General features: G+C 42.0%; 15 protein-coding genes, 2 tRNA genes and 3 rRNA genes. 18 read left to right on the forward strand and 2 right to left on the reverse strand.

The genetic code is table 11. From position 1 onward, the window contains the following. The first annotated feature begins 404 nt into the window (after window positions 1-404). The 15 genes from J1N51_RS10420 (at window position 405) to J1N51_RS10490 (ending at window position 13,728) form a co-directional block, all read left to right on the forward strand. Window positions 405-1,940 (forward strand): 16S ribosomal RNA (locus tag J1N51_RS10420). Window positions 1,941-2,009: 69 nt separating this feature from the next. Beyond that, window positions 2,010-2,086: transfer RNA gene (locus J1N51_RS10425), tRNA-Ile, on the forward strand. Between the two features lie 101 nt (window positions 2,087-2,187). After that, window positions 2,188-2,263, forward strand: a tRNA-Ala gene (locus tag J1N51_RS10430). Window positions 2,264-2,599: 336 nt separating this feature from the next. Further along, window positions 2,600-5,475, forward strand: a 23S ribosomal RNA gene (locus tag J1N51_RS10435). Window positions 5,476-5,618: 143 nt separating this feature from the next. Next, window positions 5,619-5,733 (forward strand): 5S ribosomal RNA (gene rrf / locus J1N51_RS10440). Together the 16S, 23S and 5S rRNA genes with 2 tRNA genes alongside form the textbook arrangement of a ribosomal RNA operon. A gap of 461 nt (window positions 5,734-6,194) precedes the next feature. After that, window positions 6,195-6,728 (forward strand): hypothetical protein, encoded by a 534-nt coding sequence (locus J1N51_RS10445; RefSeq protein WP_208831087.1) that lies wholly within the window; start codon window positions 6,195-6,197, stop codon window positions 6,726-6,728. Between the two features lie 59 nt (window positions 6,729-6,787). Continuing rightward, window positions 6,788-8,176 carry a M28 family metallopeptidase gene (locus tag J1N51_RS10450; protein ID WP_208831089.1) on the forward strand — a complete coding sequence of 463 codons (1,389 nt, stop codon included), beginning with the start codon at window positions 6,788-6,790 and terminating at the stop codon, window positions 8,174-8,176. Window positions 8,177-8,312: 136 nt separating this feature from the next. Beyond that, complete coding sequence (gene dusA, locus J1N51_RS10455; protein ID WP_208831092.1) at window positions 8,313-9,302, forward strand: tRNA dihydrouridine(20/20a) synthase DusA; 990 nt, start codon at window positions 8,313-8,315, stop codon at window positions 9,300-9,302. Window positions 9,303-9,482: 180 nt separating this feature from the next. Then, window positions 9,483-9,719 carry a hypothetical protein gene (locus tag J1N51_RS10460; RefSeq protein WP_208831094.1) on the forward strand — a complete coding sequence of 79 codons (237 nt, stop codon included), beginning with the start codon at window positions 9,483-9,485 and terminating at the stop codon, window positions 9,717-9,719. 493 nt (window positions 9,720-10,212) lie between these two features. Then, window positions 10,213-10,872 carry a PspA/IM30 family protein gene (locus J1N51_RS10465; protein ID WP_208831096.1) on the forward strand — a complete coding sequence of 220 codons (660 nt, stop codon included), beginning with the start codon at window positions 10,213-10,215 and terminating at the stop codon, window positions 10,870-10,872. Window positions 10,873-10,882: 10 nt separating this feature from the next. After that, entirely contained in the window at window positions 10,883-11,092 is a 210-nt protein-coding gene (locus tag J1N51_RS10470; RefSeq protein WP_208831098.1) for a PspC domain-containing protein, read from the forward strand. 39 nt (window positions 11,093-11,131) lie between these two features. After that, complete coding sequence (locus J1N51_RS10475) at window positions 11,132-11,470, forward strand: hypothetical protein (RefSeq protein ID WP_208831101.1); 339 nt, start codon at window positions 11,132-11,134, stop codon at window positions 11,468-11,470. Between the two features lie 68 nt (window positions 11,471-11,538). Beyond that, entirely contained in the window at window positions 11,539-11,985 is a 447-nt protein-coding gene (locus J1N51_RS10480; protein ID WP_208831103.1) for a copper chaperone PCu(A)C, read from the forward strand. A 12-nt stretch (window positions 11,986-11,997) separates the two neighbouring features. Continuing rightward, window positions 11,998-12,975 carry a DUF2333 family protein gene (locus J1N51_RS10485; protein WP_208831105.1) on the forward strand — a complete coding sequence of 326 codons (978 nt, stop codon included), beginning with the start codon at window positions 11,998-12,000 and terminating at the stop codon, window positions 12,973-12,975. Between the two features lie 6 nt (window positions 12,976-12,981). Continuing rightward, window positions 12,982-13,728, forward strand: a complete 747-nt coding sequence (locus J1N51_RS10490) for a TIGR04219 family outer membrane beta-barrel protein (protein WP_208831107.1) — start codon at window positions 12,982-12,984, stop codon at window positions 13,726-13,728. Here J1N51_RS10490 and J1N51_RS10495 read toward each other — a convergent pair. After that, the gene (locus J1N51_RS10495; protein WP_208831109.1) at window positions 13,725-14,612 is read right to left on the reverse strand and encodes a TIGR03899 family protein; all 888 of its coding nucleotides are present in this window, start codon (window positions 14,610-14,612) and stop codon (window positions 13,725-13,727) included. The genes J1N51_RS10490 and J1N51_RS10495 overlap by 4 nt on opposite strands. A gap of 177 nt (window positions 14,613-14,789) precedes the next feature. On the opposite strand from J1N51_RS10495, the gene J1N51_RS10500 reads away from it, so the two are divergent. Beyond that, complete coding sequence (locus J1N51_RS10500; RefSeq protein ID WP_208831112.1) at window positions 14,790-17,048, forward strand: EAL domain-containing protein; 2,259 nt, start codon at window positions 14,790-14,792, stop codon at window positions 17,046-17,048. Between the two features lie 50 nt (window positions 17,049-17,098). On the opposite strand, the gene uvrA is transcribed toward J1N51_RS10500, so the two are convergent. Further along, complete coding sequence (gene uvrA, locus J1N51_RS10505; RefSeq protein ID WP_208831114.1) at window positions 17,099-19,921, reverse strand: excinuclease ABC subunit UvrA; 2,823 nt, start codon at window positions 19,919-19,921, stop codon at window positions 17,099-17,101. 406 nt (window positions 19,922-20,327) lie between these two features. Between uvrA and J1N51_RS10510 the strand changes: the two genes are divergently transcribed. After that, window positions 20,328-21,146 (forward strand): hypothetical protein, encoded by an 819-nt coding sequence (locus tag J1N51_RS10510; RefSeq protein WP_208831116.1) that lies wholly within the window; start codon window positions 20,328-20,330, stop codon window positions 21,144-21,146. 87 nt (window positions 21,147-21,233) lie between these two features. After that, on the forward strand, window positions 21,234-24,044 hold the full coding sequence (gene prsT / locus J1N51_RS10515) for an XrtA/PEP-CTERM system TPR-repeat protein PrsT (RefSeq protein ID WP_208831118.1): 2,811 nt from the start codon (window positions 21,234-21,236) through the stop codon (window positions 24,042-24,044). The last annotated feature ends 120 nt before the right edge of the window (window positions 24,045-24,164 follow it).

Raw genomic sequence — 24,164 nt, forward strand, 5'->3', positions numbered from 1 at the left:
AGATCGGATTATTCGCAATTAGTGCTTGCGTAAAATATAAAACTCCCTAAAATGCGTCCTCGTTGTCAGGGAGACATCAAACACTTCAAAAAAACAAGTTTTCTTGGATGTTTGAGACTCAAAACGGTTTCGAAAACTTTAAAAAAAGATTGAGAAAAACGTTGACAACAAAACGACGCAATGTAGAATGCGCGTCCCGGTTGAGACGGAGTCTTAACCCAGTCTACGGACTAAACGTTCTTTAACAATTTAGTAATTAATTATTTGTGTGGGCACTCCGTTGAGTAGTAACAAAATAAGCTAGAGTCTCTTATGAGACAGGCTAGCAACTTGTAAACTATTCATTGAGTGTCTGAACGAAAATTTATTTGAACAGAATTCGATGAGTAGTGATTAAACTTTTTAAAGTGAAGAGTTTGATCATGGCTCAGATTGAACGCTGGCGGCAGGCCTAACACATGCAAGTCGAACGGTAACATGAACTAGCTTGCTAGTTTGATGACGAGTGGCGGACGGGTGAGTAATGCTTGGGAATTTGCCTTTAGGTGGGGGACAACAGTTGGAAACGACTGCTAATACCGCATGATAGCTACGGCTCAAAGGGGGCTTCGGCTCTCGCCTTTAGAGAAGCCCAAGTGGGATTAGGTAGTTGGTGAGGTAAAGGCTCACCAAGCCGACGATCCCTAGCTGGTCTGAGAGGATGATCAGCCACACTGGAACTGAGACACGGTCCAGACTCCTACGGGAGGCAGCAGTGGGGAATATTGCACAATGGGCGCAAGCCTGATGCAGCCATGCCGCGTGTGTGAAGAAGGCCTTCGGGTTGTAAAGCACTTTCAGCGAGGAGGAAGGTTAAGTAGTTAATACCTGCTTGATTTGACGTTACTCGCAGAAGAAGCACCGGCTAACTCCGTGCCAGCAGCCGCGGTAATACGGAGGGTGCGAGCGTTAATCGGAATTACTGGGCGTAAAGCGTACGCAGGCGGCTAAGTAAGTCAGATGTGAAAGCCCCGGGCTCAACCTGGGAACTGCATTTGAAACTGCTTAGCTAGAGTGCGACAGAGGGTGGTAGAATTTCAGGTGTAGCGGTGAAATGCGTAGAGATCTGAAGGAATACCAATGGCGAAGGCAGCCACCTGGGTCGACACTGACGCTCATGTACGAAAGCGTGGGTAGCAAACAGGATTAGATACCCTGGTAGTCCACGCCGTAAACGATGTCTACTAGCAGTTTGACTCTTAAGAGTTGTCTTGCGCAGCTAACGCATTAAGTAGACCGCCTGGGGAGTACGGCCGCAAGGTTAAAACTCAAATGAATTGACGGGGGCCCGCACAAGCGGTGGAGCATGTGGTTTAATTCGATGCAACGCGAAGAACCTTACCATCCCTTGACATCCAGAGAATTTTCTAGAGATAGATTAGTGCCTTCGGGAACTCTGAGACAGGTGCTGCATGGCTGTCGTCAGCTCGTGTTGTGAAATGTTGGGTTAAGTCCCGCAACGAGCGCAACCCTTATCCTTAGTTGCCAGCACGTAATGGTGGGAACTCTAAGGAGACTGCCGGTGACAAACCGGAGGAAGGTGGGGACGACGTCAAGTCATCATGGCCCTTACGGGATGGGCTACACACGTGCTACAATGGCAAGTACAAAGGGTTGCGAACTCGCGAGAGTAAGCGGATCCCATAAAGCTTGTCGTAGTCCGGATTGGAGTCTGCAACTCGACTCCATGAAGTCGGAATCGCTAGTAATCGTGGATCAGAATGCCACGGTGAATACGTTCCCGGGCCTTGTACACACCGCCCGTCACACCATGGGAGTGGGCTGCAAAAGAAGTGGATAGCTTAACCTTCGGGAGGGCGTTCACCACTTTGTGGTTCATGACTGGGGTGAAGTCGTAACAAGGTAGCCGTAGGGGAACCTGCGGCTGGATCACCTCCTTAATAGACTAGTTACACCTTCGAAGTGCCTACACAAATAATTAATTACGAAATATGAGAAGAGAATCCTGAAGGCCTGTAGCTCAGCTGGTTAGAGCGCACCCCTGATAAGGGTGAGGTCGGCAGTTCAAGTCTGCCCAGGCCTACCAATACTTCTTACTCTGCGTTATGTATCTCGTCGTTTAGCAGGCTAAACTTCCTCGATACATGCCTTGATTAAAAAGCATTGGCTTACAGATACACTCAGTATGGGGCTATAGCTCAGCTGGGAGAGCGCTTGATTTGCATTCAAGAGGTCCGCGGTTCGATCCCGCGTAGCTCCACCATACTGAACGATTTCTCTTAAATAAAGCTCTAAATAATACACATTTACAAAAGTGTCTATTCTTTAGAGTCCTTTGTGACTCATGCTCTTTAACAATTTGGAAAGCTGATAAATAAGGTAAACATTATTGTTTATTAAATTTGTTATTCAACAATTTAAAAATAATTTTGATTATCACTGTAAGAGAAAACTCAAGCGTTATTTATGTCAAAACGAACATGCCTATACAACATGTTTCGTTAATAAATAAAAGACATGAAATTATACGACCAGTTATCGCGAAGGATAAATTCTTGGTAACAAGCATTTAGACGAGTGAGAACACTTAAGGTTGTATGGTTAAGTGACTAAGCGTATACGGTGGATGCCTTGGCAATTGGAGGCGATGAAGGACGTGTTAATCTGCGATAAGCGTGGTTAAGGTGATAAAAACCGTTATAGACCACGATTTCCGAATGGGGAAACCCACCCTTTTAGGGTATCGCTAAGTGAATACATAGCTTAGCGAGGCGAACCCGGAGAACTGAAACATCTAAGTACCCGGAGGAAAAGAAATCAACCGAGATTTCCTAAGTAGCGGCGAGCGAACGGGAAACAGCCGAATCAGCATGGTTTAGTGGAATGCTCTGGAAAGTGCAACGATAGTGGGTGATAGTCCCGTACACGACAAGCCATGTTGGACATATTAAGTAGGTCGGGGCACGTGAAACCTTGACTGAAGATAGGGGGACCATCCTCTAAGGCTAAATACTCCCAATTGACCGATAGTGAACCAGTACCGTGAGGGAAAGGCGAAAAGAACCCCTGTGAGGGGAGTGAAATAGAACCTGAAACCGTATACGTACAAGCAGTAGGAGCATACTTGTTATGTGACTGCGTACCTTTTGTATAATGGGTCAGCGACTTATATTTTGTAGCAAGGTTAACCGAATAGGGGAGCCGTAGTGAAAGCGAGGGTTAACTGCCCGTCTAGTTGCAAGGTATAGACCCGAAACCCGGTGATCTAGCCATGGGCAGGTTGAAGGTTGAGTAACATCAACTGGAGGACCGAACCCACTAACGTTGAAAAGTTAGGGGATGACCTGTGGCTAGGAGTGAAAGGCTAATCAAACCGGGAGATAGCTGGTTCTCCCCGAAATCTATTTAGGTAGAGCCTCGGACGAATACTTACGGGGGTAGAGCACTGTTTGGGCTAGGGGGCCATCCCGGCTTACCAACCCCATGCAAACTCCGAATACCGTAAAGTAATATCCGGGAGACACACGGCGGGTGCTAACGTTCGTCGTGGAGAGGGAAACAACCCAGACCGCCAGCTAAGGTCCCAAAGTTCATGTTAAGTGGGAAACGATGTGGGAAGGCTTAGACAGCTAGGAGGTTGGCTTAGAAGCAGCCACCCTTTAAAGAAAGCGTAATAGCTCACTAGTCGAGTCGGCCTGCGCGGAAGATGTAACGGGGCTAAACATGACACCGAAGCTGCGGCAGCGCATTTATGCGCTGGGTAGGGGAGCGTTCTGTAAGTGGTTGAAGGTGAGTTGAGAAGCTTGCTGGACATATCAGAAGTGCGAATGCTGACATGAGTAACGATAATGGGGGTGAAAAACCCCCACGCCGAAAGACCAAGGGTTCCTATCCCATGCTAATCAGGGTAGGGTAAGTCGGCCCCTAAGGCGAGGCAGAAATGCGTAGTCGATGGGAAACAGATTAATATTTCTGTACTTTTAATCATTGCGATGGGGGGACGGAGAAGGCTAGGTGAGCACGGCGTTGGTTGTCCGTGTGAAAGTATGTAGGTTGACTGCTTAGGTAAATCCGGGCGGTTAGAACTGAGATACGAGACGACGCTCCACGGAGCGGAAGTCATTGATGCCATACTTCCAGGAAAAGCCTCTAAGCTTCAGATGATTAAGAACCGTACCCCAAACCGACACAGGTGGTCAGGTAGAGAATACTAAGGCGCTTGAGAGAACTCGGGTGAAGGAACTAGGCAAAATGGTACCGTAACTTCGGGAGAAGGTACGCCGGTGCTGGTGATGAGACGCGCTCTCTAAGCTGGTGCCGGTCGCAGTGACCTGGTGGCTGCAACTGTTTATTAAAAACACAGCACTCTGCTAAATCGAAAGATGACGTATAGGGTGTGACACCTGCCCGGTGCCGGAAGGTTAATTGATTGGGTTATCTTCGGAGAAGCTCATGATCGAAGCCCCGGTAAACGGCGGCCGTAACTATAACGGTCCTAAGGTAGCGAAATTCCTTGTCGGGTAAGTTCCGACCTGCACGAATGGTGTAATGATGGCCACGCTGTCTCCACCCGAGACTCAGTGAAATTGAAATCGCTGTGAAGATGCAGTGTACCCGCGGCTAGACGGAAAGACCCCGTGAACCTTTACTATAGCTTGGCACTGAACATTGAGCCTACATGTGTAGGATAGGTGGGAGGCTTTGAAACTTGGACGCCAGTTCAGGTGGAGCCATCCTTGAAATACCACCCTTGTATGTTTGATGTTCTAACATTGGCCCCTAATCGGGGTTGTGGACAGTGCCTGGTGGGTAGTTTGACTGGGGCGGTCTCCTCCCAAAGAGTAACGGAGGAGCACGAAGGTTTGCTAAGTACGGTCGGACATCGTACGGTTAGTGTAATGGTAGAAGCAAGCTTAACTGCGAGACAGACACGTCGAGCAGGTACGAAAGTAGGTCATAGTGATCCGGTGGCTCTGTATGGAAGGGCCATCGCTCAACGGATAAAAGGTACTCCGGGGATAACAGGCTGATACCGCCCAAGAGTTCATATCGACGGCGGTGTTTGGCACCTCGATGTCGGCTCATCACATCCTGGGGCTGAAGTCGGTCCCAAGGGTATGGCTGTTCGCCATTTAAAGTGGTACGCGAGCTGGGTTTAGAACGTCGTGAGACAGTTCGGTCCCTATCTGCCGTGGGCGTTGGATGATTGAGAGGGGCTGCTCCTAGTACGAGAGGACCGGAGTGGACGAACCGCTGGTGTTCGGGTTGTCATGCCAATGGCATTGCCCGGTAGCTATGTTCGGAATCGATAACCGCTGAAAGCATCTAAGCGGGAAGCGAGCCTCGAGATGAGTCATCCCTAGACCTTTAAGGTCTCTAAAGGGTCGTTGAAGACTACAACGTTGATAGGTTGGGTGTGGAAGCGCTGTGAGGCGTTAAGCTAACCAATACTAATTGCCCGTGAGGCTTAACCATACAACGCTTAAGTGTTCTCCTAGAGAGATAATCAAACTTACCTTATTTAAGCTTTCCAGATTACGTACTGAGGTGTATTCACCAGTTCGCTCTTGACCATCCATGGTCACGCGAACCTTGATACATCCATGTACCCAGTTTTGCCTGGTGGCAATAGCGCTGTGGAACCACCTGAATCCATTTCGAACTCAGAAGTGAAACGCAGCTGCGGCGATGGTAGTGTGGCATTTGCCATGCGAGAGTAGCTCACCGCCAGGCTCCAATTGAATAATCCCTCGTACGTAAGTACGGGGGATTTTTTCGTTTTAGGCGTTAAACATTCAAGGCGCTGTGCTCGGTGGTCGTTCTTTGCCATCCCTGGCACCACGACACTCGGACTCCTGTCCATCGTTTTTTATTGCCTGTGATTTATCTATTCGAGCATGGCAACCCCATGCGACTAATTCGTCTGGAACGAATTAGAACAGCTTTAGCTGGCCCGAAGGGCGGAGGGCAGGATGCCCGGAGTAATGTAGCTCAACGCTTTATTGTTTAAACCGACAGTTTCGTTAAGATGCTTGCTCCCTCGCTCGGTCGTCGTTCTTTGCCATCCCTGGCACCACGACACTCGGACTCCTGTCCATCGTTTTTTATTACCTCTATTTTATATGTCTATTTTTAAACTTTGATCTTCAGTCGACGCCTTACGTATTATAATCTTGTATTTCCGGAGGGCTTTCATGGCATTAGATTTTAACCAAATAAATAAAGACAAAAACCTCTTCGCAGTTGACGGATTGCCCTTAATAACAATCTACGATGACAATTTTTTTGTCAGAAATGATTACGACGTACTCTCTGTCGGTCAGCGCAACTATTTGATTAATTACTTTGAAAAGTTGGGATTTAAGCAGCAGTCAGGCAAAGTCCTCTCTGATGGTAAAATAAATATCCATTTACCTGCTCCAAATTCAAATCTAGCGGTATCATCTTTTTCTGAAGCACTACTTAATAACGACTTAACACAATATTATTGTGTTACTCCTACTCTGTTTGCGGAGACATTATTTCATCAAACCTTGCAGAAAGATTATTTAACCGTCCTAAAAACACTCAGAAAGCTAGTTAAGAAGTGTCCTTACAATATTGAGTGGTTAAGAGATGTTAGTTACCGGTCGCCAATCGAAGAGATAACAGTAAAGAGTTATTCTGATTTAACGGCTTATCAAAAATTTATCATCGACAAACGATATAAATCGAAAAAGGCCCTGTAATTGGTTATCTTAACTAAACTGCGATTCAGGTCTAACAATAATAAATACAAGGAATCTTTATGCGAATAAAGTTAACAAAAATAAGTTGGTTGTTTCCTCTTTCTGCTCTGGTTAGTACTTCCGTAAGTGCACTTGATAATAATAGAGTACATACAGTAGATGCGGACTTACATAATATTGTTGAACAAGTATCAGCTGAACGCATAGAAAAAGATATAGAAAAATTAGTTAGCTTTGGTACACGTCACACGCTATCTGATACGAAATCCGACACGAGGGGAATTGGTGCTGCTAGGCGCTGGATAAAAGCGGAATTCGACAAGATCTCTGCAGAGTGTGGTGGCTGTTTACAGGTGTTTTACCAATCAAAAACAATCAAAGGTGAAAAGCGAATCCCTGATGCCACAGAAGTAGTCAGCGTCATAGCGATTCAGAGTGGTGAAACAGACCCGGGCCGTTATGTTCTAATGTCAGGCGATATAGATTCTCGCGTTACGGACGTTATGGACTTTACTTCTGATTCTCCGGGCGCAAATGATAATGCATCTGGTGTCGCGGGTACTCTAGAAGCTGCAAGAGTATTAAGTAAATATAAATTCAACGGCAGTATTGTATATGCAGCATTAGCAGGTGAAGAGCAAGGCCTATTTGGTGGCAAGATTTTGGCAGAGTATGCGCAAAAGGAAAATTGGCGCCTAAAAGCTGTTTTGAACAATGATATGATTGGTAATGTTCAAGGTATCAACGGTGTCATCAATAATACAACGGCTAGAATTTTTGCTGAAGGTACTCGTCAAACTGAGACAACCTCAGAAGCTCGTACTCGTCGTTTTACCGGTGGCGAAGTTGACTCTCCAAGTAGAAATTTGGCTCGTTATATAGACCTAATGGCGGACCGTTACATTCCGAATTTAGACACAATGGTAGTGTATCGTTTAGACCGTTTTGGTCGTGGAGGACACCATCGTCCTTTTAATGACCTTGGCTATCCAGGCGTTAGAATTATGGAAACAAATGAGAATTACAATCGCCAACACCAAGATCTCAGAACTGAAAATGGTATTGAGTATGGCGATACAATCGATGGCGTGGATTTTGATTATGCCGCTAAGCTGACAGCGCTTAATGCAGTAAGTCTTGCGTCCATGGCATGGGCACCTACCCCACCTGCTAATGTAAAGATCAGTGGTGCAGTTAAGCCAGATACTACACTTTCTTGGGCACAGGCGAACGCGGAGCAAAACCCACAATTAGCAGGCTACAAAATTTATTGGCGTTATACCGATGCGCCGCAATGGCAATACAGTAAATTTGTCGGCAACGTTACTGAATACACTTTAAAAAATGTTGTAATAGATAACTACTTTTTTGGTGTTGCAAGTGTGAGTACAGATGGTACAGAAAGTCCTGTGGTCTTCCCTGGAGCGGCCGGCGCTTTTGGTGAATAACTCACTAATAATATGAGCTCTCAGTAATGAATATGCGGGTTTATGTGCTAAAATCCGCCTTTCTCATAATTTAATTTTAATCGTCAAAAATTAGTTCAGGCTCACATTTTGAGTTAGTTATTATTAAGAGCTCCCCATGTCAAAAAAGAAGTTAGATCGTAAATTCTGTGTCGCTCCCATGTTGGATTGGACTGATCGACATTGTCGCTATTTTTATCGTGCCATGTCGTCTCACGCTGTCTTGTATACAGAAATGGTTACAACCGGTGCGATCATTCATGGCAAAGGTGACTTTTTAAAGTTTAATGAGTTTGAACAACCTGTTGCGTTACAACTGGGTGGCAGTGATCCTGAAGCTTTAGCACACTGCGCTAAATTGGCAGAAGAACGCGGCTATGATGAGGTAAACCTTAATGTAGGTTGCCCTTCAGATCGTGTTCAAAATGGTATGTTTGGTGCCTGCTTGATGGCAAAACCAGAATTGGTGGCGGAGTGTGTTGCGGCGATGAAAGCCGTTACGACAATTCCTATCACAGTAAAATCTCGCATTGGAATAGACGATCAGGATAGTTTTGAGTTTCTGTTAGATTTTATTACTAAAGTTAAAGAAGCTGGCTGCGAGACGTTTATCATTCATGCTCGAAAAGCTTGGCTAACGGGTCTCTCTCCTAAAGAGAATCGTGATATTCCTCCTTTAGATTATCCTCGCGTTTACAAGATAAAAGAGCTGTTTCCTGAGCTAGAAATCATTATTAACGGTGGAATTAAGACCTTTGAAGAATCCTTAGAACACCTCAAACACGTTGATGGTGTAATGATGGGCCGTGAGGTTTACCACAACCCTTATATTATGGCCGACGTTGACAACATTATATATGGCGTTGATAAACCAAAGGTAAAACGCTCAGACGTATTATCACAAATAGGTGACTATATAGAGTCCCATGAGGATGACGGTGGCAGAGCGTGGCATGTGTTACGTCACATGATGGGTCTCTATCAGGGGTTGCCAGGCGCAAAAATATGGCGTCGCTATTTAAGTGAAAATGCGGTTAAAACAGACCGAAAAGGCAAGGACTTGTTATTTGATGCAACGTCTTTTTTTAGAGAAAGAGGAATTGACTAATAGTTAGTCAAATTAACCATTCGGGTGGTAAAACTCTTTATCACCCAACTACTCGCCAAACAGAATCATTAAAATAAATCATTATATAACAGTGGTTTATTAATTTTTTAATTGATGGCACAACCTTTGTAAATGTTATAGCGACTAAAGATATACACATTTAACTAAAGGAGAAACATCATGCAATCTTTAATCTTAGCAACTAGTATCGCTCTTACTTCACCAGTATCTATTTCAAACTTAAATGATACAGAAGCGCTAACACAAGCTGTGCATCAAGAAGTAAATGCGGTAAGGAAAGTAGTTCAATATCAGACAAAAATTGATATTCAAGATACTTTTTTGTTTCAAGCAAAACACTCAATCGCATTGGCTAAAAAACAGTTTTCTGTAAAACAGTCAGAGCTTGGTGAATAATATGGTGAGCCTTTTAACTTTACTTCTTGTAGTGCTCTCACCTGTATTGAGCTTGGGTATCGTTTATGGTTTTGTAAATATTTACACGACTTATATTGGTTTCATTAATTTAAAGTAGCAAATTAGTTCGCAGTCAATTTGCTACGCAGTTGTTTTCCCCTCTTCTACGCTTTCTAGTCAATTTCCTACTGTTTAAATCCACCAAACCTTTAACCTCATTATTTGTTTACTTATCTAGTGTGTGATTACTCACATTTACTTTGGCGTTATTTCATTTTTTTGCACTCAATGGGCAAATCATAAGCTTGGTTAAATTCACTAACCCTTGTGGTTAAATTGACCAATCGCGGTTTGCCTGATTCAATCGCGAAACTTGTGCAATTTAAAAAGTTATTAAAAATCATAACCTTGCGTTTGTTTTAATTTTGGCACATCAATTGGAAGTAAGTATTGGAACACTAAATAACAATGTAAAGATTCTAAGGAGAACGACATGGGTGTTATTACAAGATTCGTTGATGTTTTAAATGCAAATATAAACTCTGCTTTAGATAAAGCAGAAAAACCAGAACACATGCTGCGACTTGTCATTCAAGAAATGGAAGAAGCGTTAGTAGAAGCTCGTAGCCACGCAGCAAGTTGTATTGCAGAAAAAAAACATGCCACGCGTAAGCTAGAACATTTACAAGCACAACAGCAGCAGTGGAGCGAAAAGGCCGAAATCGCTTTGACAAAGGGCCGTGAAGATTTGGCAAGGGAAGCGCTTGTGGTCAAAAATAGTTTGAACGCAGACGTGGTCGCTTTAGAAAAGCATGTTGCTGCTGCTGATGAAGACCTGGCAAAAATAACGGAAGATACTAATCGCTTACAACAAAAGCTAACTGAAGCTCGTGAGAACGTGAAGCGTATTGACCGCAGAGTAACGACAGTAGAAGTTCAGTTACGCAGTCGCAGTGCACTTGAGAGCAACAAGATAGATACCGTTAACCAAAAATATGAGCAGCTTCAGCGAAAGGTTGTCGAGTTAGAAAGTCAAGTTGATGCCTATGATTTGACGACTTCTAGTCTTCAAGATGAGTTTAGAAAACTCGAAACAGAATCTGAAGTAAACGAGCAGTTAGAGGCTTTAAAGAAAAAAGTAGCGAATGCTTAAGGAGACCGTGATGAACAAGCAATATATTGGTGACCCAATTTGTAAAGATCAGTTAAACAGAAAACTTACTGGAGTATGCGCAGGTATTGGACGTCATTTTAATCTCCCTGTCTGGGGTGTGCGAACCGCGGCTGTATTGTTCACATTGTTCGCACCACTTGCGGGCGTCTTCGGCTACTTTTTAGCATCTGTATTAATGCCAACCAAACGCTTTTATTAGTGTTTGGTTGGATAAATAAACAGTTTTTGGAGAAAGGATATGTCTAATTTTGTTAAAGTCGTAGGGGCACTTTTTGTTCTGTTTTTGATCTTGAGCATTATGCCTGGCTTCTACTTTCATACAGAGTCATTTTTACATTGGATTGATATCGGTGATTGGGCAGGAAACCTACTAGGCTTAGGGATTGCTGTATTGGTCTTTTTTATAATTGGTTGCGTGCTGTTTAGTGTTTTTGCTGGCATTTTTGTCGCTATTGCAATGGTTTTTGGCGCATTGGTCTTGGCTGGCTTAAGTGCGGTTTGGCCATTAGTGTTATTAATTGCAGCGGCGTATTTTATTTCAAAGAGAAGTGATAATAAGCCTGAGATCTACCGTTAATTATTATTCCAATCAACTAATTGCATGGGTATGATGGCTAAATTGGACTAAACTTGGAGTGCCATCACGTGAAAAACATTATATTAATTGTTTTATCTTTAATTGGATTATCGAGTCAGGCGGCTGAATTGGATCAATTATCGACTGAAAACGCAAAAGTTCGAGCAGTTATCCCAGGCGCAGTTAACACTGCAGGATATTTAATAGTAAAGAATAACAGCGATAAAGATGTAAAGCTGGTTTCAGCTTCATCACCTATCGCTAAACGCGTCGAATTTCATCAACACCTACATCAAGGTGGTCTGATGAAAATGATCAAACTGGATAATGTTACTGTTCCAGCCAATGGTGAAGTGGTGTTTGAATCTGGCGGATTGCACATTATGTTTTTAGGAGTCGATTCGACAATGGCTAATAACAAAACCGCCAATGTGCGTTTGATGGATTCAAATGGCAACGAGCTGTCGGTAGAGTTCAAAGTTGAATCTATCCATCAAAAAATAAGACATCATTAAAGGAGTTTTGAAATGCAGAAATGGCTTGTATCAGGTTTTGGATTTATTGTTGTTGTTTTGTATCTTCTATCTCAGTATTGGAGCTTTATGCCTGAGACATTCTCTGTGGAAGAAAAATCAACGGCGATAGCCCAGCAAAACGGCGTCACACCTGTTACTGGATACACAACAACAAATACACTTATTGAAGTTACCAATGTATTGTTGAACAAGCCTGGTGGTTACATGTCAAATGATGTGACGCCTCCTTCTGTATTTTTAGACAATATTCCGGCCTTTGAGTTTGGTGCGTTAGAGATGATCCGTGATCTCGCTCTTGCTCTGCGCAAAGACTTTAGTCGTTCTCAGTCACAATCCGTTGAAAATCCTTATTTGAAAATAGCTCAGCCACAGTTCAACATTGACCATAAATCATGGGCTTTTCCAAGTGCTGAGGGTGAATATAGTAAGGCAGTTGATGCACTTATCGACTACAGAGATTCCCTTGCTGATGATAATCAGAACTCTGCCCAATTTTATGCCCGCGCAGACAACTTAAGAGATTGGTTAGGTGAAGTCGAAAAGCGTTTAGGTAGTTTAAGCCAGCGCTTGAGTGCCAGCGTAGGGCAGGACCGAATAAATATCGATCTTGCTGGTGATCAAGCTGCCCGCCAATCTACTAACAGCCCACAACAACTAGCTGTTAAAACAAGTTGGTGGAAAATAGACGATGTATTTTATGAGGCCAGAGGTGCGTCTTGGGCTTTATTACATTTTTTAAAGGCAGTAGAAGTTGACTTCGCAGCGACACTACAAAAGAAAAATGCAACAGCCAGCCTACGTCAAATTATTAGGGAGTTAGAGGCTACTCAGCATACGGTTTGGAGTCCGATGATATTAAATGGCAGTGGCTTTGGTATGTTAGCGAATCACTCATTAGTGATGGCCAATTACATTTCCCGCGCAAATGCAGCGATCATCGATTTAAACAAACTATTAGTTCAAGGATAAAGCCCGATGGATAAGAATAAATGGTTGACTATGTTTGCGGCGATGCTAGTTTGTGGCAGCGTGAGTGCAGCACCTTTAGTTGATATTTCTTTAGGTGTTAAACAATGGGAGTCTGGCTCCGACTCCATGTTTGGCGAGGCAAACGATAGTTTATTGTCTTATACACACTCTGATGAATCGCAGTACTTATTAAGCGCCCAACTCGACCATTCGATACCTTTAATTCCGAACGCGCGCCTAACATATCAAAATTTGGACTTTGATAGCTCTTATAATTTAGAGCAGACATTCATACTTGCAGGTACAACCTTTCCAGTTGCTAGTAATCTTGTTTCAAACCACGAACTCACGATACAAGACACAACCTTGTATTACGAAGTGTTGGACGTCAGATTGGTAACAATCAATTTAGGTGTTACTGGACGTTATCAAGAAGCTTCGGTGAACATCAGAGAAACAATGGATAATACTCGGTCCTCCTCAAGTGCTGACAGCTACGAGTTGTTGGCACATGGTCGAGTGAATTTGGACTTGCCTCTTTTTGGTTTTTACGGTTTTGCAGAACTTAACAAAGGAAGCGATAACGAGCTAACAATGGCTGGCATAGGATATGAATTCGATAATACAATTTTACCGAATATAAAGATCGAGTTTGGTGTTATCGAACAAAAGGTTTCATTTGACCGTGATGATGGTTTTATTTTCGAGCAGGCTTTTGACAGCAGTTATCTGGGTTTAGAACTGGTGTTTTAAACCCGGTTATAAACCTCAACATCATTACCAACTAATTGGTTGAACTGGCTTAAGATATCTACGATTAACTTTTGATCTTTTGCTGGCTTAACCAATTGACTCAATTCATATCCCGCCTGGGTTAATTTGTAATAAGTAAACACAACGTCTTTTTGTTTGATTGCAACATCGTAAGTTTGACCTTGATAGTTTACTTTGAGTTCATCTTTGGGTTGATATGCGGCGGATTCGATTTCTTGTTGATGAATCAATCCAATTTCAATCAGTGTTATTAATTGGCTGTAGTTTAGACCGTGTTTACTTAAGTTAACGGTAATTTTGTTGTTGGCGGCAAAAATTGACATGAGAGTTGGCTTTTTATAAATGCCGGTAATCAAGCGCCCCGAGTGTTCCTCACCAAATCGACATATTAGTTTTACCGCGTGATAAAAGATCTTTGCTTCTTTTGTACTTAGTTCGGACAAGGTCTTTAGGCTGCGATGAGAAAATGATCCAGGCTTGACCAATTCACGGGCCAATATTTTTGCCCATAGTTCATGTAAGGTTGGTGTAAAACTATTTTTTGCCAACTCTATGTACTTCATAACCCAATCTAAATCGATTCTTTCTAGTAATGAGTCATCTTTGACGTACTCAACTGCTAGACTAAATATCTGCTCTAAATTGTATTGCTGACGAGCTTCTAATAGTTGTTCGCGCTTGTGGATGCGTTGACTGATTGACTGTGAAGGGTCGCGCAACAAGACGACTTGGTCATTGGCAAGGTGGTGAAAAATGTTTTGTTCATTAATATCTTGAGATGTACTAGTCACCTCAAAATCAATACCCGTAATTTGTTTGACGATATTTAAATATTTGGTTCGGGAACTGGGTTGGTTGCTCATATCTTGCCACAGTTATAGGTTTTTAAAACATACTCTTTAATATCGACTTGAAAGTCAAAAAATGTATTAAAAACGAGGTATAAATTAAGCAATTCGGTGAATCTTTTCTACAATGTATAAGTACAAACCTAAGATTTTTATAACCACTCTTTCTTCGAATTAGGATGTAACTGCTCGATGGCATCAAAGTACACGTCTAAAAGTGAGCCCTATTTATTTGCTGGTCAGTCTCTACACGATGATTCAGAAAGTGAAGTTTTAGACCATTTACCTGCATGGAACATACTGGTCGTTGATGATGAACCTGAAGTTCATAAAGTAACTCAGATGGCTTTAGAGAACATGGTTATTTCTGGCCGACGTCTACAGTTTTTGAATGCCTATAGCGGTTATGAAGCTAAAGAAATTCTCGCCAAAAAGCCGAATATAGCGGTGACCTTACTAGATGTCGTTATGGAAAGTGATGATGCTGGTCTTAAATTAGTCCGAACAATCAGAGAAGAGCTACAACTAAAAGACATTCGCATCATCTTACGTACAGGTCAGCCGGGATATGCACCGGAAGAGCGTGTTGTCATTGATTACGATATTAACGACTATGTGACAAAGACAGAGTTAACTCGAAATCGCTTGCTGACAACTTTGTGTACGGCGATTCGTTCTTACCAACAAATTAAACATATCAATGAATCTAGAGACTTTTTACAAAAGCTCAATGTGATGAATAGTACCTTGATTGAACAGAAAAGCTTTGTAAGTTTTGTACGTCGTTTGGTTTTGATGTCGATTGATCTTTTTTCTGCGAGAGGACCGGGTGTCTTTTTATTAAACTCAAGTGAACAAAGAGACTCTGTTGATAAGTTTTATGTTGAATTTAGTAACGATGAACTTTATTCGTTCAGCGGTCAATTGTGTCGAGAGATAATTCCGACTTACGATGTTGGTTTGATAGAGAAAGCGCTACAAAAGAAAAGTTCGATAATAGACAGAGATCGATTGATCTTATATATACCATCGAAGTCCTGCGTAGGTATATTGATTATTTATGATGCAGATAGTGAGTGTATTCGCAATGAGCTCGTTGAATCTTTTGTATCAAATATGGCTTCGGATTTGGATAATTCGTTATTACTCAAAAAAGTCAGCGATATTGCATTTCTCGATGAAATGACGCAAATGCCAAACCGTTCGCGCTTTATTCAACACTTGGACGATTTTGTAAAACCCGACAGTCAAATGGATACTGTAATGTTGTTAGATATCGAACATTTTTCAGATATTAATGATGGTCTAGGGCAAGAAGCGGGTAATAATCTCTTAGTCGGTGTGGCTGAAAGGCTCAACCGGCAGTTTGGCGACGATGCAATTATATGCAGAGTTGGGGCTGATATTTTCGGGTTGATTGGCTCAGGAGAAAAACTACACGAATACAGTGTATTAGCTATATTTGATCAACCATTCAAAGTGAGTAATAACCAAATTCCGGTCAATGCCCGATTGGGTATTTGCCGTAAGCCTGATAGCTCCGAGTCAGGCTTAACGGTTATCAAACATGCCAATATTGCGTTAAATAAAGCTAAAAAAGACAGCCAATCTAGGTTTAATGTTTATCGTCCTGAAATGGAGGACGAAACAAGTTGGCGTTTGTCCATGATCCGAAAACTTACCGATGATTTTTTCGAGTCTAAATTACAAGTGTGGTATCAGCCTCAGGTTGATATAGAAACCGAGAAAGTAATAGGCGTTGAAGCTTTGTTGCGCTGGCCTAACGATGACGGAGGCTTCATTTCACCATTGACGTTTATTCCGTTGGCTGAATATACCGGATTGATTGTCGATATTGGTGCTTGGGTATTAGAGCAGAGTTGTATTGAAGTAAATCGACTTAAAAAGTTAGGCCATGGTCGCTTGCGGGTCGCAGTTAATGTGTCTATGCCTCAATTCAAGAACGGCCACTTTGTTGATGATGTTATTAGTGTTGCCAAAGCTTACGGCATTCCACCAGAAGATATTGAATTAGAGATCACTGAAAGCGTGGTTATGGACGACACGCACCACGTTATATCTGCATTAGAGAAATTAAGAGCGAATGGGTTTACGGTCGCTATCGATGACTTTGGAACCGGGTTTTCGTCTTTGAGTTATTTACACAAGCTACCTTTAAATCGACTGAAAGTAGACAGAGAGTTCATTCGTGAGATCGGTGAAGGAGGCGATGGTGCAATTGCTGAGACTATAGTCGAATTAGGGCAAAAATTAGGTTTGGAAGTTATTGCAGAGGGGATTGAAACCAAAGTGCAGCTTGAGTACATCAAAAAGCTAGGGTGTGATGAGGCACAAGGATATTATTTTGCAAAGCCTATGCCTGGGTATGAACTGGAACGATTTCTGTCCGAGCTTAACGCCAATTCAGAGACGAAAGATAAAGCTAGTTAAAACAAAGGTTGCCCACGGCAACCTTTGTTTTTTCTCTTTTGGAGATACAATTAAGATATCATTGGTTTTAAGTATTTAGCGGTAAAAGACGCTTTGACATCACATACTTCTTCTGGGGTTCCTGCTGCTACAATCGTGCCACCGCCAGAACCACCTTCTGGGCCCAAATCTACGATATAGTCAGCCGTTTTAATTACGTCTAAATTGTGCTCAATAATAACTAGAGTGTTTCCGTGATCTCGCAGACGATGAAGAACCGCTAAGAGTTGCTCTATATCGTGGAAGTGCAGACCTGTTGTTGGTTCATCAAGGATATAAAGGGTCTTACCCGTATCTCTTTTTGATAGCTCTTTGGCTAACTTAACTCGTTGCGCCTCACCACCAGAAAGAGTGGTAGCTGATTGACCTAAACGAATGTAGCTTAGGCCCACATCCATGAGTGTTTGTAATTTACGTGCAATGGCCGGAATCGCATCAAAAAACTCTCGAGCATCTTCGACTGTCATATCCAAAACTTGATGGATGTTTTTACCTTTGTAAGTAACTTCCAACGTCTCGCGGTTATAACGTTTTCCTGCACATACATCACATGGTACATAAACGTCAGGTAAGAAGTGCATTTCTACTTTTATTACACCGTCGCCCTGACAAGCTTCGCATCGACCGCCTTTTACGTTAAAGCTGAAACGACCGGCTTTATACCCTCGAGCACGTGCCTCTTGTGTACCACAAAACAGCTCTCGAATATTAGTGAAGATACCTGTATAGGTTGCAGGGTTTGACCGTGGCGTGCGACCTATTGGGCTTTGGTCGATGTCGATCACTTTATCTAAGTGTTCAAGACCTGTAATCTCTTTGTATGGCGCAGGTGCAGCAGTGGTCGCCTTGTTCAATTCACGGTGAGTGATTGGGAATAACGTTCCGTTAATGAGTGTCGATTTACCTGACCCAGAAACACCAGTGATACAGGTCATCAACCCAACGGGAATATCTATGGAGACGTCTTGTAGATTGTTTCCGGTTGCGCCTTTTAGAGACAACCATTTCTCTTTGTTAACTGGGACGCGTTGTTTCGGCACTTCAATTTTTCTGACACCTGATAGATACTGGCCTGTTACTGAATTCGGATTGTTTTTTACTTCATCTGGTGTGCCTTGTGCTATCACTTGTCCACCGTGAACACCCGCTCCAGGACCGATATCAATAACGTGATCTGCTTCTCTGATAGCGTCTTCATCGTGTTCGACTACAATCACTGTATTACCCAGATCACGCAAGTGAGTTAGGGTTTTTAGTAATCGGTCATTATCTCGCTGGTGGAGGCCGATTGATGGTTCATCTAGCACGTACATTACGCCAACGAGACCTGCACCAATCTGACTCGCTAGTCGGATTCGTTGTGCTTCACCACCGGATAAGGTTTCTGCGCTTCGAGACAGCGATAAATAAGTTAGACCTACATTAACCAAAAAGCCTAAGCGCTCTCTAATTTCTTTGAGGATCTTTTCTGCAATTTGGGCTTTTTGACCTGTTAGCGACAAGTCTTCAAAAAACTGGCTGGCTTCACCAATTGACATCTGAGTTATGGTAGGGAGATTGGTATTAGTCACAAATACATGTCGAGCTTCTTCGCGTAAACGACTGCCTTTACAGCTCGGGCAAGGCTGAGTACTGATATATTTGGTCAGCTCTTCACGGACCGTATTCGATTCGGTTTCGCGGTAGCGACGCTCCATATTGGGTAAAATACCCTCAAACGGATGGTTGCGAACAACAACATCACCACGGTCATTCATGTATTTAAACTCGATAGTTTGTTTACCGCTACCATTGAGGATTACGTGTCGATGCTCTTCTGGTAATTCTTCAAATGGCAGTGATAAGTCAATATCGAAGTGGTCAGCCAATGATTTGAGCATTTGGAAATAATAAAAGTTACGCTTATCCCAGCCGCGAATAGCTCCGCCTGATAAACTCAGCTCGCCATTGACAATAACTTTGTCAGAATCAAAATATTGTTTTACACCCAGTCCATCACAGCTACTGCAAGCCCCCGCCGGGTTGTTGAATGAAAAAAGTCGAGGTTCAAGCTCTTGCATCGAGTAACCGCAGACCGGGCAGGCAAAGTTAGCACTGAACGTGAGCTCTTCTTCATCGCCATCCATAAAGCTAACGCGAACTATGCCCCCACTTAATTCCAGAGACGTTTCAATGGATTCGGCCAATCGCTGTTGTATGTCAGTTCGCACTTTTAATCGGTCAACAACTACTTCAATGGTGTGCTTTTTGTGAAGCTCTAGCTCCGGTGGATCCGATAAATCACAGACTTCGCCATCAATTCGAGCACGGATATAACCTTGAGCTGCTAGGTTTTCTAGCGTTTTGACGTGCTCGCCTTTACGGTCTTTTACGACTGGCGCTAAGATCATAATTTTAGAGCTTTCAGGTAGCTCTAAAATTCGGTCGACCATTTGTGACACTGTCTGTGCCTCTAACGGCTCGCCGTGAGTAGGACAGGTAGGTGTGCCGACTCGTGCATACAAGAGGCGTAGGTAATCGTATATTTCGGTAATAGTTCCCACGGTTGAACGAGGGTTGTGAGATGTAGATTTTTGTTCAATGGAAATAGCAGGCGACAGTCCTTCGATGTGATCGACATCTGGTTTTTCCATTAATGATAAAAATTGACGTGCGTATGCGGAAAGCGATTCTACATATCGACGTTGGCCTTCGGCATATAAAGTGTCGAACGCTAAAGATGACTTTCCAGAACCCGATAGGCCGGTAATAACAATGAGCTTATCGCGAGGAATTTCGAGGTCGATATTTTTTAGATTGTGGGTGCGGGCGCCGCGAACTTCAATTTTATCCATATTCACTTTTTACCGAGTTAATAGATCAGACAGTATTACATTTTTAACCCTGCCAGGTAAATAAAATAGCAAGGATGTGACAATCAAACTTAAGAGTAGAGTTTAGCTTAGGTTATATGCTTCAAGTACAGGATAAGATTAACCTATTAATCTTTTTGTTTTACGTGATAGTGATTGCATAAATTTGCCAGTTGGTTAAAATTTAGCAACTGAGCAAATTGGCGATGTTTATTTTGGTAAAAGCTGTGAAAAGGGTGTCTGAATTTTTTACAACGCTTCTATTTCCATGTTTTAAATTATTGAAATGAAAGGGCTTTGTGTTTGGCTCACCTTTTGCTAGTAGAGAGTTATAAGATTAAACGTTTACCTATTTCAAAATTGGATTGAAGTAGAAGAGGTTTTGGAAATGAAAAAGTTTTTAGTAGCGCTTGTGGCGCTATTGCCAATGGCGGCGACGGCGAGTGGCTCAACTAGTACAACGTATTGGTGGTCTACCCAGAACGGCGTGGACGGTGTCAATAATGGTTTCAACGACCTAACTATTAACAATAGCGATGAAGTTGTCGGCCAACCTTTTGCAAATATTGGTTTGAATATCACTGGATGGTCAGATCACAATCCAGCTAACGACCCTACTAATATTCAGTCGAACAAAGAGGCCTACGATCAAACAGTGGGTCAGGCTCATATCTATCATTGGGGATCTAGCAAAAAAGTTGGGGTTGTAAATTCTGACGAAAATGTAAACACCTCAGGTGACCATGCAATTGACAATGGGACATCGAACAACTCCTACTGGGCTGATCAAGACATGGTATTACTTAGCTTCACATCTAGTGTAGTGCTTAAAGGGTTACAGGTCTCTTGGCAGGATCTTGGCAGTGATGGAGCTCTAAACATTGGTGCTATCGAGGTAAACCAAAGTCAAGTTGCAGATATGAAATCTGGAAATAAATCTTGGTCCGATATATTTGATAGCACTCAAATGCTGAGCATTTCGGATTATATTGACACTACTCAATACTATTCAATAAATAACCCCTCTCAACGAGCGTCATCAATGTGGCTTGTAGGATTCTACAATGAAGGTGGTGATAACTATGATGCTTTCAAGCTAATGGGAGTTGGTGGCTCTAAAATGGTTACTGCGGTCAGTGAGCCGAGCATTTTTGCTCTGTTTGCTATGGGCCTTATGTTGATTGGAAGACGTAAATTTCGCGCTTAATTTACGTTATAATATGATTTATGTTAAGAAAGATGGCTAGTTGCCATCTTTTTTATTTTTGTAGTAGTTAAAATGCTTAGGGTTTTTATGTGGGATCGATTGTTTAGTCAGGTAGACATCAAAATTAAGTTAATTTTACTCTTGGGAGCAATTATCCCTGTACACGTTTTAGCAATAGATAGTGACTACGAAAAAGCGCTACAGGCATACTATCAAGGCGATTTGCAAGAAAGTTTTATACATTTAAAAAACACTCTTAAAGATGATCCTCGCAATCTTCCTGCAAAAGTCCTGTTGGGTAAAATATTGACGGAAAATGGTGAATTCACACCAGCTTTTAATATTTTTCAAGAAGCTCTAAATCAAAAAGCCGACATTAATCTTATCTTAGAAGAATATACGTCGGTATTGCTGTTTTTGGGAAAGTATCAAGACGTTATAGACATCAACTACTCCCTCTTGAAAACAGATGCACTTAGGTTTGAATTACTATTAGCAAAAGGTAATGCCTATAACCAATTATCACTTACTCAGCTCGCAGTTGATGAATTTAAAAAAGCGATCCAATTATTGCCTAAAAATACTAGAGCAATGAATGCGTTAGCTAGCATGTACATTCAGCAAAAGCGTTTAGATGAGGCGAATGGTTTAATAAATGATTCATTAAAAATATCGCCGAATGAGCCAAGAACAATTCATCTATTTGGACAATTGCAGGGTCAGCTTGGTGATAAAAAAGCTGAATTAGAGGCGTTTCAAAAAGCCGTCACCATCGACAACTCAGACCCATTTATAAACCGCTCATTAGTTGGTGCTTTAATTAAAAATGGAATGTATGCAGATGCGTTGACCCTCGCGGAAGAAATAATTGAACAAACCCCCAACGACCCTCGAATGAAGGTGTTGATGAGCTGGTTGTTGTCGATGAACGAAAAAGAAGAGTTATCAAAGCAGTTGTTAGAAGATGTTGTAACGTCTTTATCTTTGTATGATGAAGAGAGCTTTATCAACGACCCAAGTCTGATATTAATCAATGCAATTTCTTTAATTAACCAACAAAACTGGGAAGCTGCGCAAAAGGAATTGTTAAAATATTTAGAATTAACTCCAAATGATGTTCAAGCGATACATTTTTTATCAGAGGTTTATATCCAAAAAGGGGAGTTTAGAGAGTCTATTGACCTACTTGAAAACCACTATTCTCTGGTTATAAAAAATAAGCCGCTTGGTTTTAAACTACTTAATTTGTATAAAGAAAACTCAACAACGTATGAGTTTTCAAGATTACTTGACCAGTTATATTCAGAATTTCCTCAGGACCCGAGTATTGCCCTTCAACAAGCGTCTCTTCTATCAAAAAGAGGCCGTGTACGAGATGCAAAAGAGGTTTTGGATAGTCTTCCTGATGAGTCCAAACGCACCCAAGCATATCAATTAGCCAACGGTATCATATTTCTTGAAAATGGAAATTTGGAACGTGCAGAAGATATAAGTAAATCGTTATTGGAAAATCCTGACCCTAGTGCAGAAGTACATGGTTTCGCAGGGGCAGTAAAGATAAAACGTCAAAGCCCAGCTGAAGCGGAGGTTTTGCTTCGCAAATCATTGGAACAAAATCCTAATGCTTTTGAAGTTAGGTTCAATCTTGCGACTGCCTTAAGGATGCAGCAAAAGTTAACGGACGCAATACAAATTATCGAGTCTTTGGTGGCAGAGAAGCCAGAGAATGTGTCAGTTAAATTAATACACGCACAAACCTTAAGTGAATTGGGCAAAAAACGAGAGGCTATATCAGTATTAGAATCTATCGAGAAAGCGAAGCTCACAGATAGCAGTGCTTTGTTATTATTTGGCTTGTATAACGAGCTCAATAATTTTGATGGGGCGTTAAAGGTTGTTGAAATATTAAATAATAATAGCCTATACAATCGACAGTTCATGTTTATGAAAGTTGAAACATTAGTAAGGTTAAATAGATTAGATGAGGCCAAAAAACAGCTCGGTATCTTATACGGATTAGCGGAAGATGATGGGCGTTTATTATACAACGTTGCGTCATGGCAACGAAAAATCGCTGATTATGAAGGCGCGGAGTTGACTCATCAAAAGCTAAGTCGATTGATACCGGATAATATTCTAGTCAAAACGGAATATGTTCGTTTCTTATTGTCAAAAGGGGAATTAGATAAAGCTCAAATCTTAGCTTCTAATTTGATTAAAGAGTCCAATGGTAACGCGAACGCTTATCATGTACTTGGTGACGTATATTTAGCCCAACAGCAACTGACTAATGCAAGTAAGCAGTATTGGCGAGCCATCGAAGCAGACAGCGATTTTGACTTAGTAGTCTTGAAGTTAGTTGATTTGGCAAAGTTGGGTCATGACTATGCAAAAACCATCAAACTTTTAGAGTCAAAGTTAGATCGTGATCCTCAAAAGTTATGGGTTAAACAAATCTTAGCCGATCTTTACTTTAGTGCAGGCGAATCTAAAAAAGCGGATAAATATTATTCCGACCTAATCTTGCTTCCCAGTTTTAATGGTAACGCACTGATCTATAATAATTTAGCTATATTACAACTAGATTATTCACCTAAGCTAGGTTTAGAGACCGCAAAAACTGCAAGTGAGTTACAACCTAATAACGCAAACATCATCGATACGCTCGCTTGGGCACATGCAATGAACGGAGATTACGGGCAATCATTGCAACTATTGAGAAATGCTTTTGCGATGGACTCAAGTAACCTTGAAATTAGATACCATTTGGCGTTTGTACTGACAGAACTAGACCGTTTGGTTGAAGCCAAAATAGAACTCGATGCGATTCTTAATTCGAATCCTAATGATGATTTAAGAGAAAAAGCAATGTCACTTCAGGCTCGAATTAACGGATAAGCAGAGTTTACTCCTACCGTTTTAAATAAAATGGACCAAAGCGGTCGTCGGCACTTTAAGAACTGACCTTTATCACGGTATAATGGTCGGTTCATTTATTTGGTTCAATTCCCTAGAGAG

It is taken from the genome of Psychrosphaera ytuae (genome assembly GCF_017638545.1).
GTDB classification, from domain to species: Bacteria; Pseudomonadota; Gammaproteobacteria; order Enterobacterales; family Alteromonadaceae; genus Psychrosphaera; species Psychrosphaera ytuae.

Bases quoted from the DNA above. Each gene is read 5' to 3' on its own strand.
- J1N51_RS10470 (WP_208831098.1), top strand. From the start codon at position 10,883: ATGAACAAGCAATATATTGGTGACCCAATTTGTAAAGATCAGTTAAAC.
- dusA (WP_208831092.1), top strand. From the start codon at position 8,313: ATGTCAAAAAAGAAGTTAGATCGTAAATTCTGTGTCGCTCCCATGTTG.
- prsT (WP_208831118.1), top strand. From the start codon at position 21,234: ATGTGGGATCGATTGTTTAGTCAGGTAGACATCAAAATTAAGTTAATT.
- J1N51_RS10475 (WP_208831101.1), top strand. From the start codon at position 11,132: ATGTCTAATTTTGTTAAAGTCGTAGGGGCACTTTTTGTTCTGTTTTTG.
- J1N51_RS10490 (WP_208831107.1), top strand. From the start codon at position 12,982: ATGGATAAGAATAAATGGTTGACTATGTTTGCGGCGATGCTAGTTTGT.
- uvrA (WP_208831114.1), bottom strand. From the start codon at position 19,921: ATGGATAAAATTGAAGTTCGCGGCGCCCGCACCCACAATCTAAAAAAT.
- J1N51_RS10510 (WP_208831116.1), top strand. From the start codon at position 20,328: ATGAAAAAGTTTTTAGTAGCGCTTGTGGCGCTATTGCCAATGGCGGCG.
- J1N51_RS10495 (WP_208831109.1), bottom strand. From the start codon at position 14,612: ATGAGCAACCAACCCAGTTCCCGAACCAAATATTTAAATATCGTCAAA.
- J1N51_RS10450 (WP_208831089.1), top strand. From the start codon at position 6,788: ATGCGAATAAAGTTAACAAAAATAAGTTGGTTGTTTCCTCTTTCTGCT.
- J1N51_RS10445 (WP_208831087.1), top strand. From the start codon at position 6,195: ATGGCATTAGATTTTAACCAAATAAATAAAGACAAAAACCTCTTCGCA.
- J1N51_RS10460 (WP_208831094.1), top strand. From the start codon at position 9,483: ATGCAATCTTTAATCTTAGCAACTAGTATCGCTCTTACTTCACCAGTA.
- J1N51_RS10465 (WP_208831096.1), top strand. From the start codon at position 10,213: ATGGGTGTTATTACAAGATTCGTTGATGTTTTAAATGCAAATATAAAC.
- J1N51_RS10485 (WP_208831105.1), top strand. From the start codon at position 11,998: ATGCAGAAATGGCTTGTATCAGGTTTTGGATTTATTGTTGTTGTTTTG.
- J1N51_RS10500 (WP_208831112.1), top strand. From the start codon at position 14,790: ATGGCATCAAAGTACACGTCTAAAAGTGAGCCCTATTTATTTGCTGGT.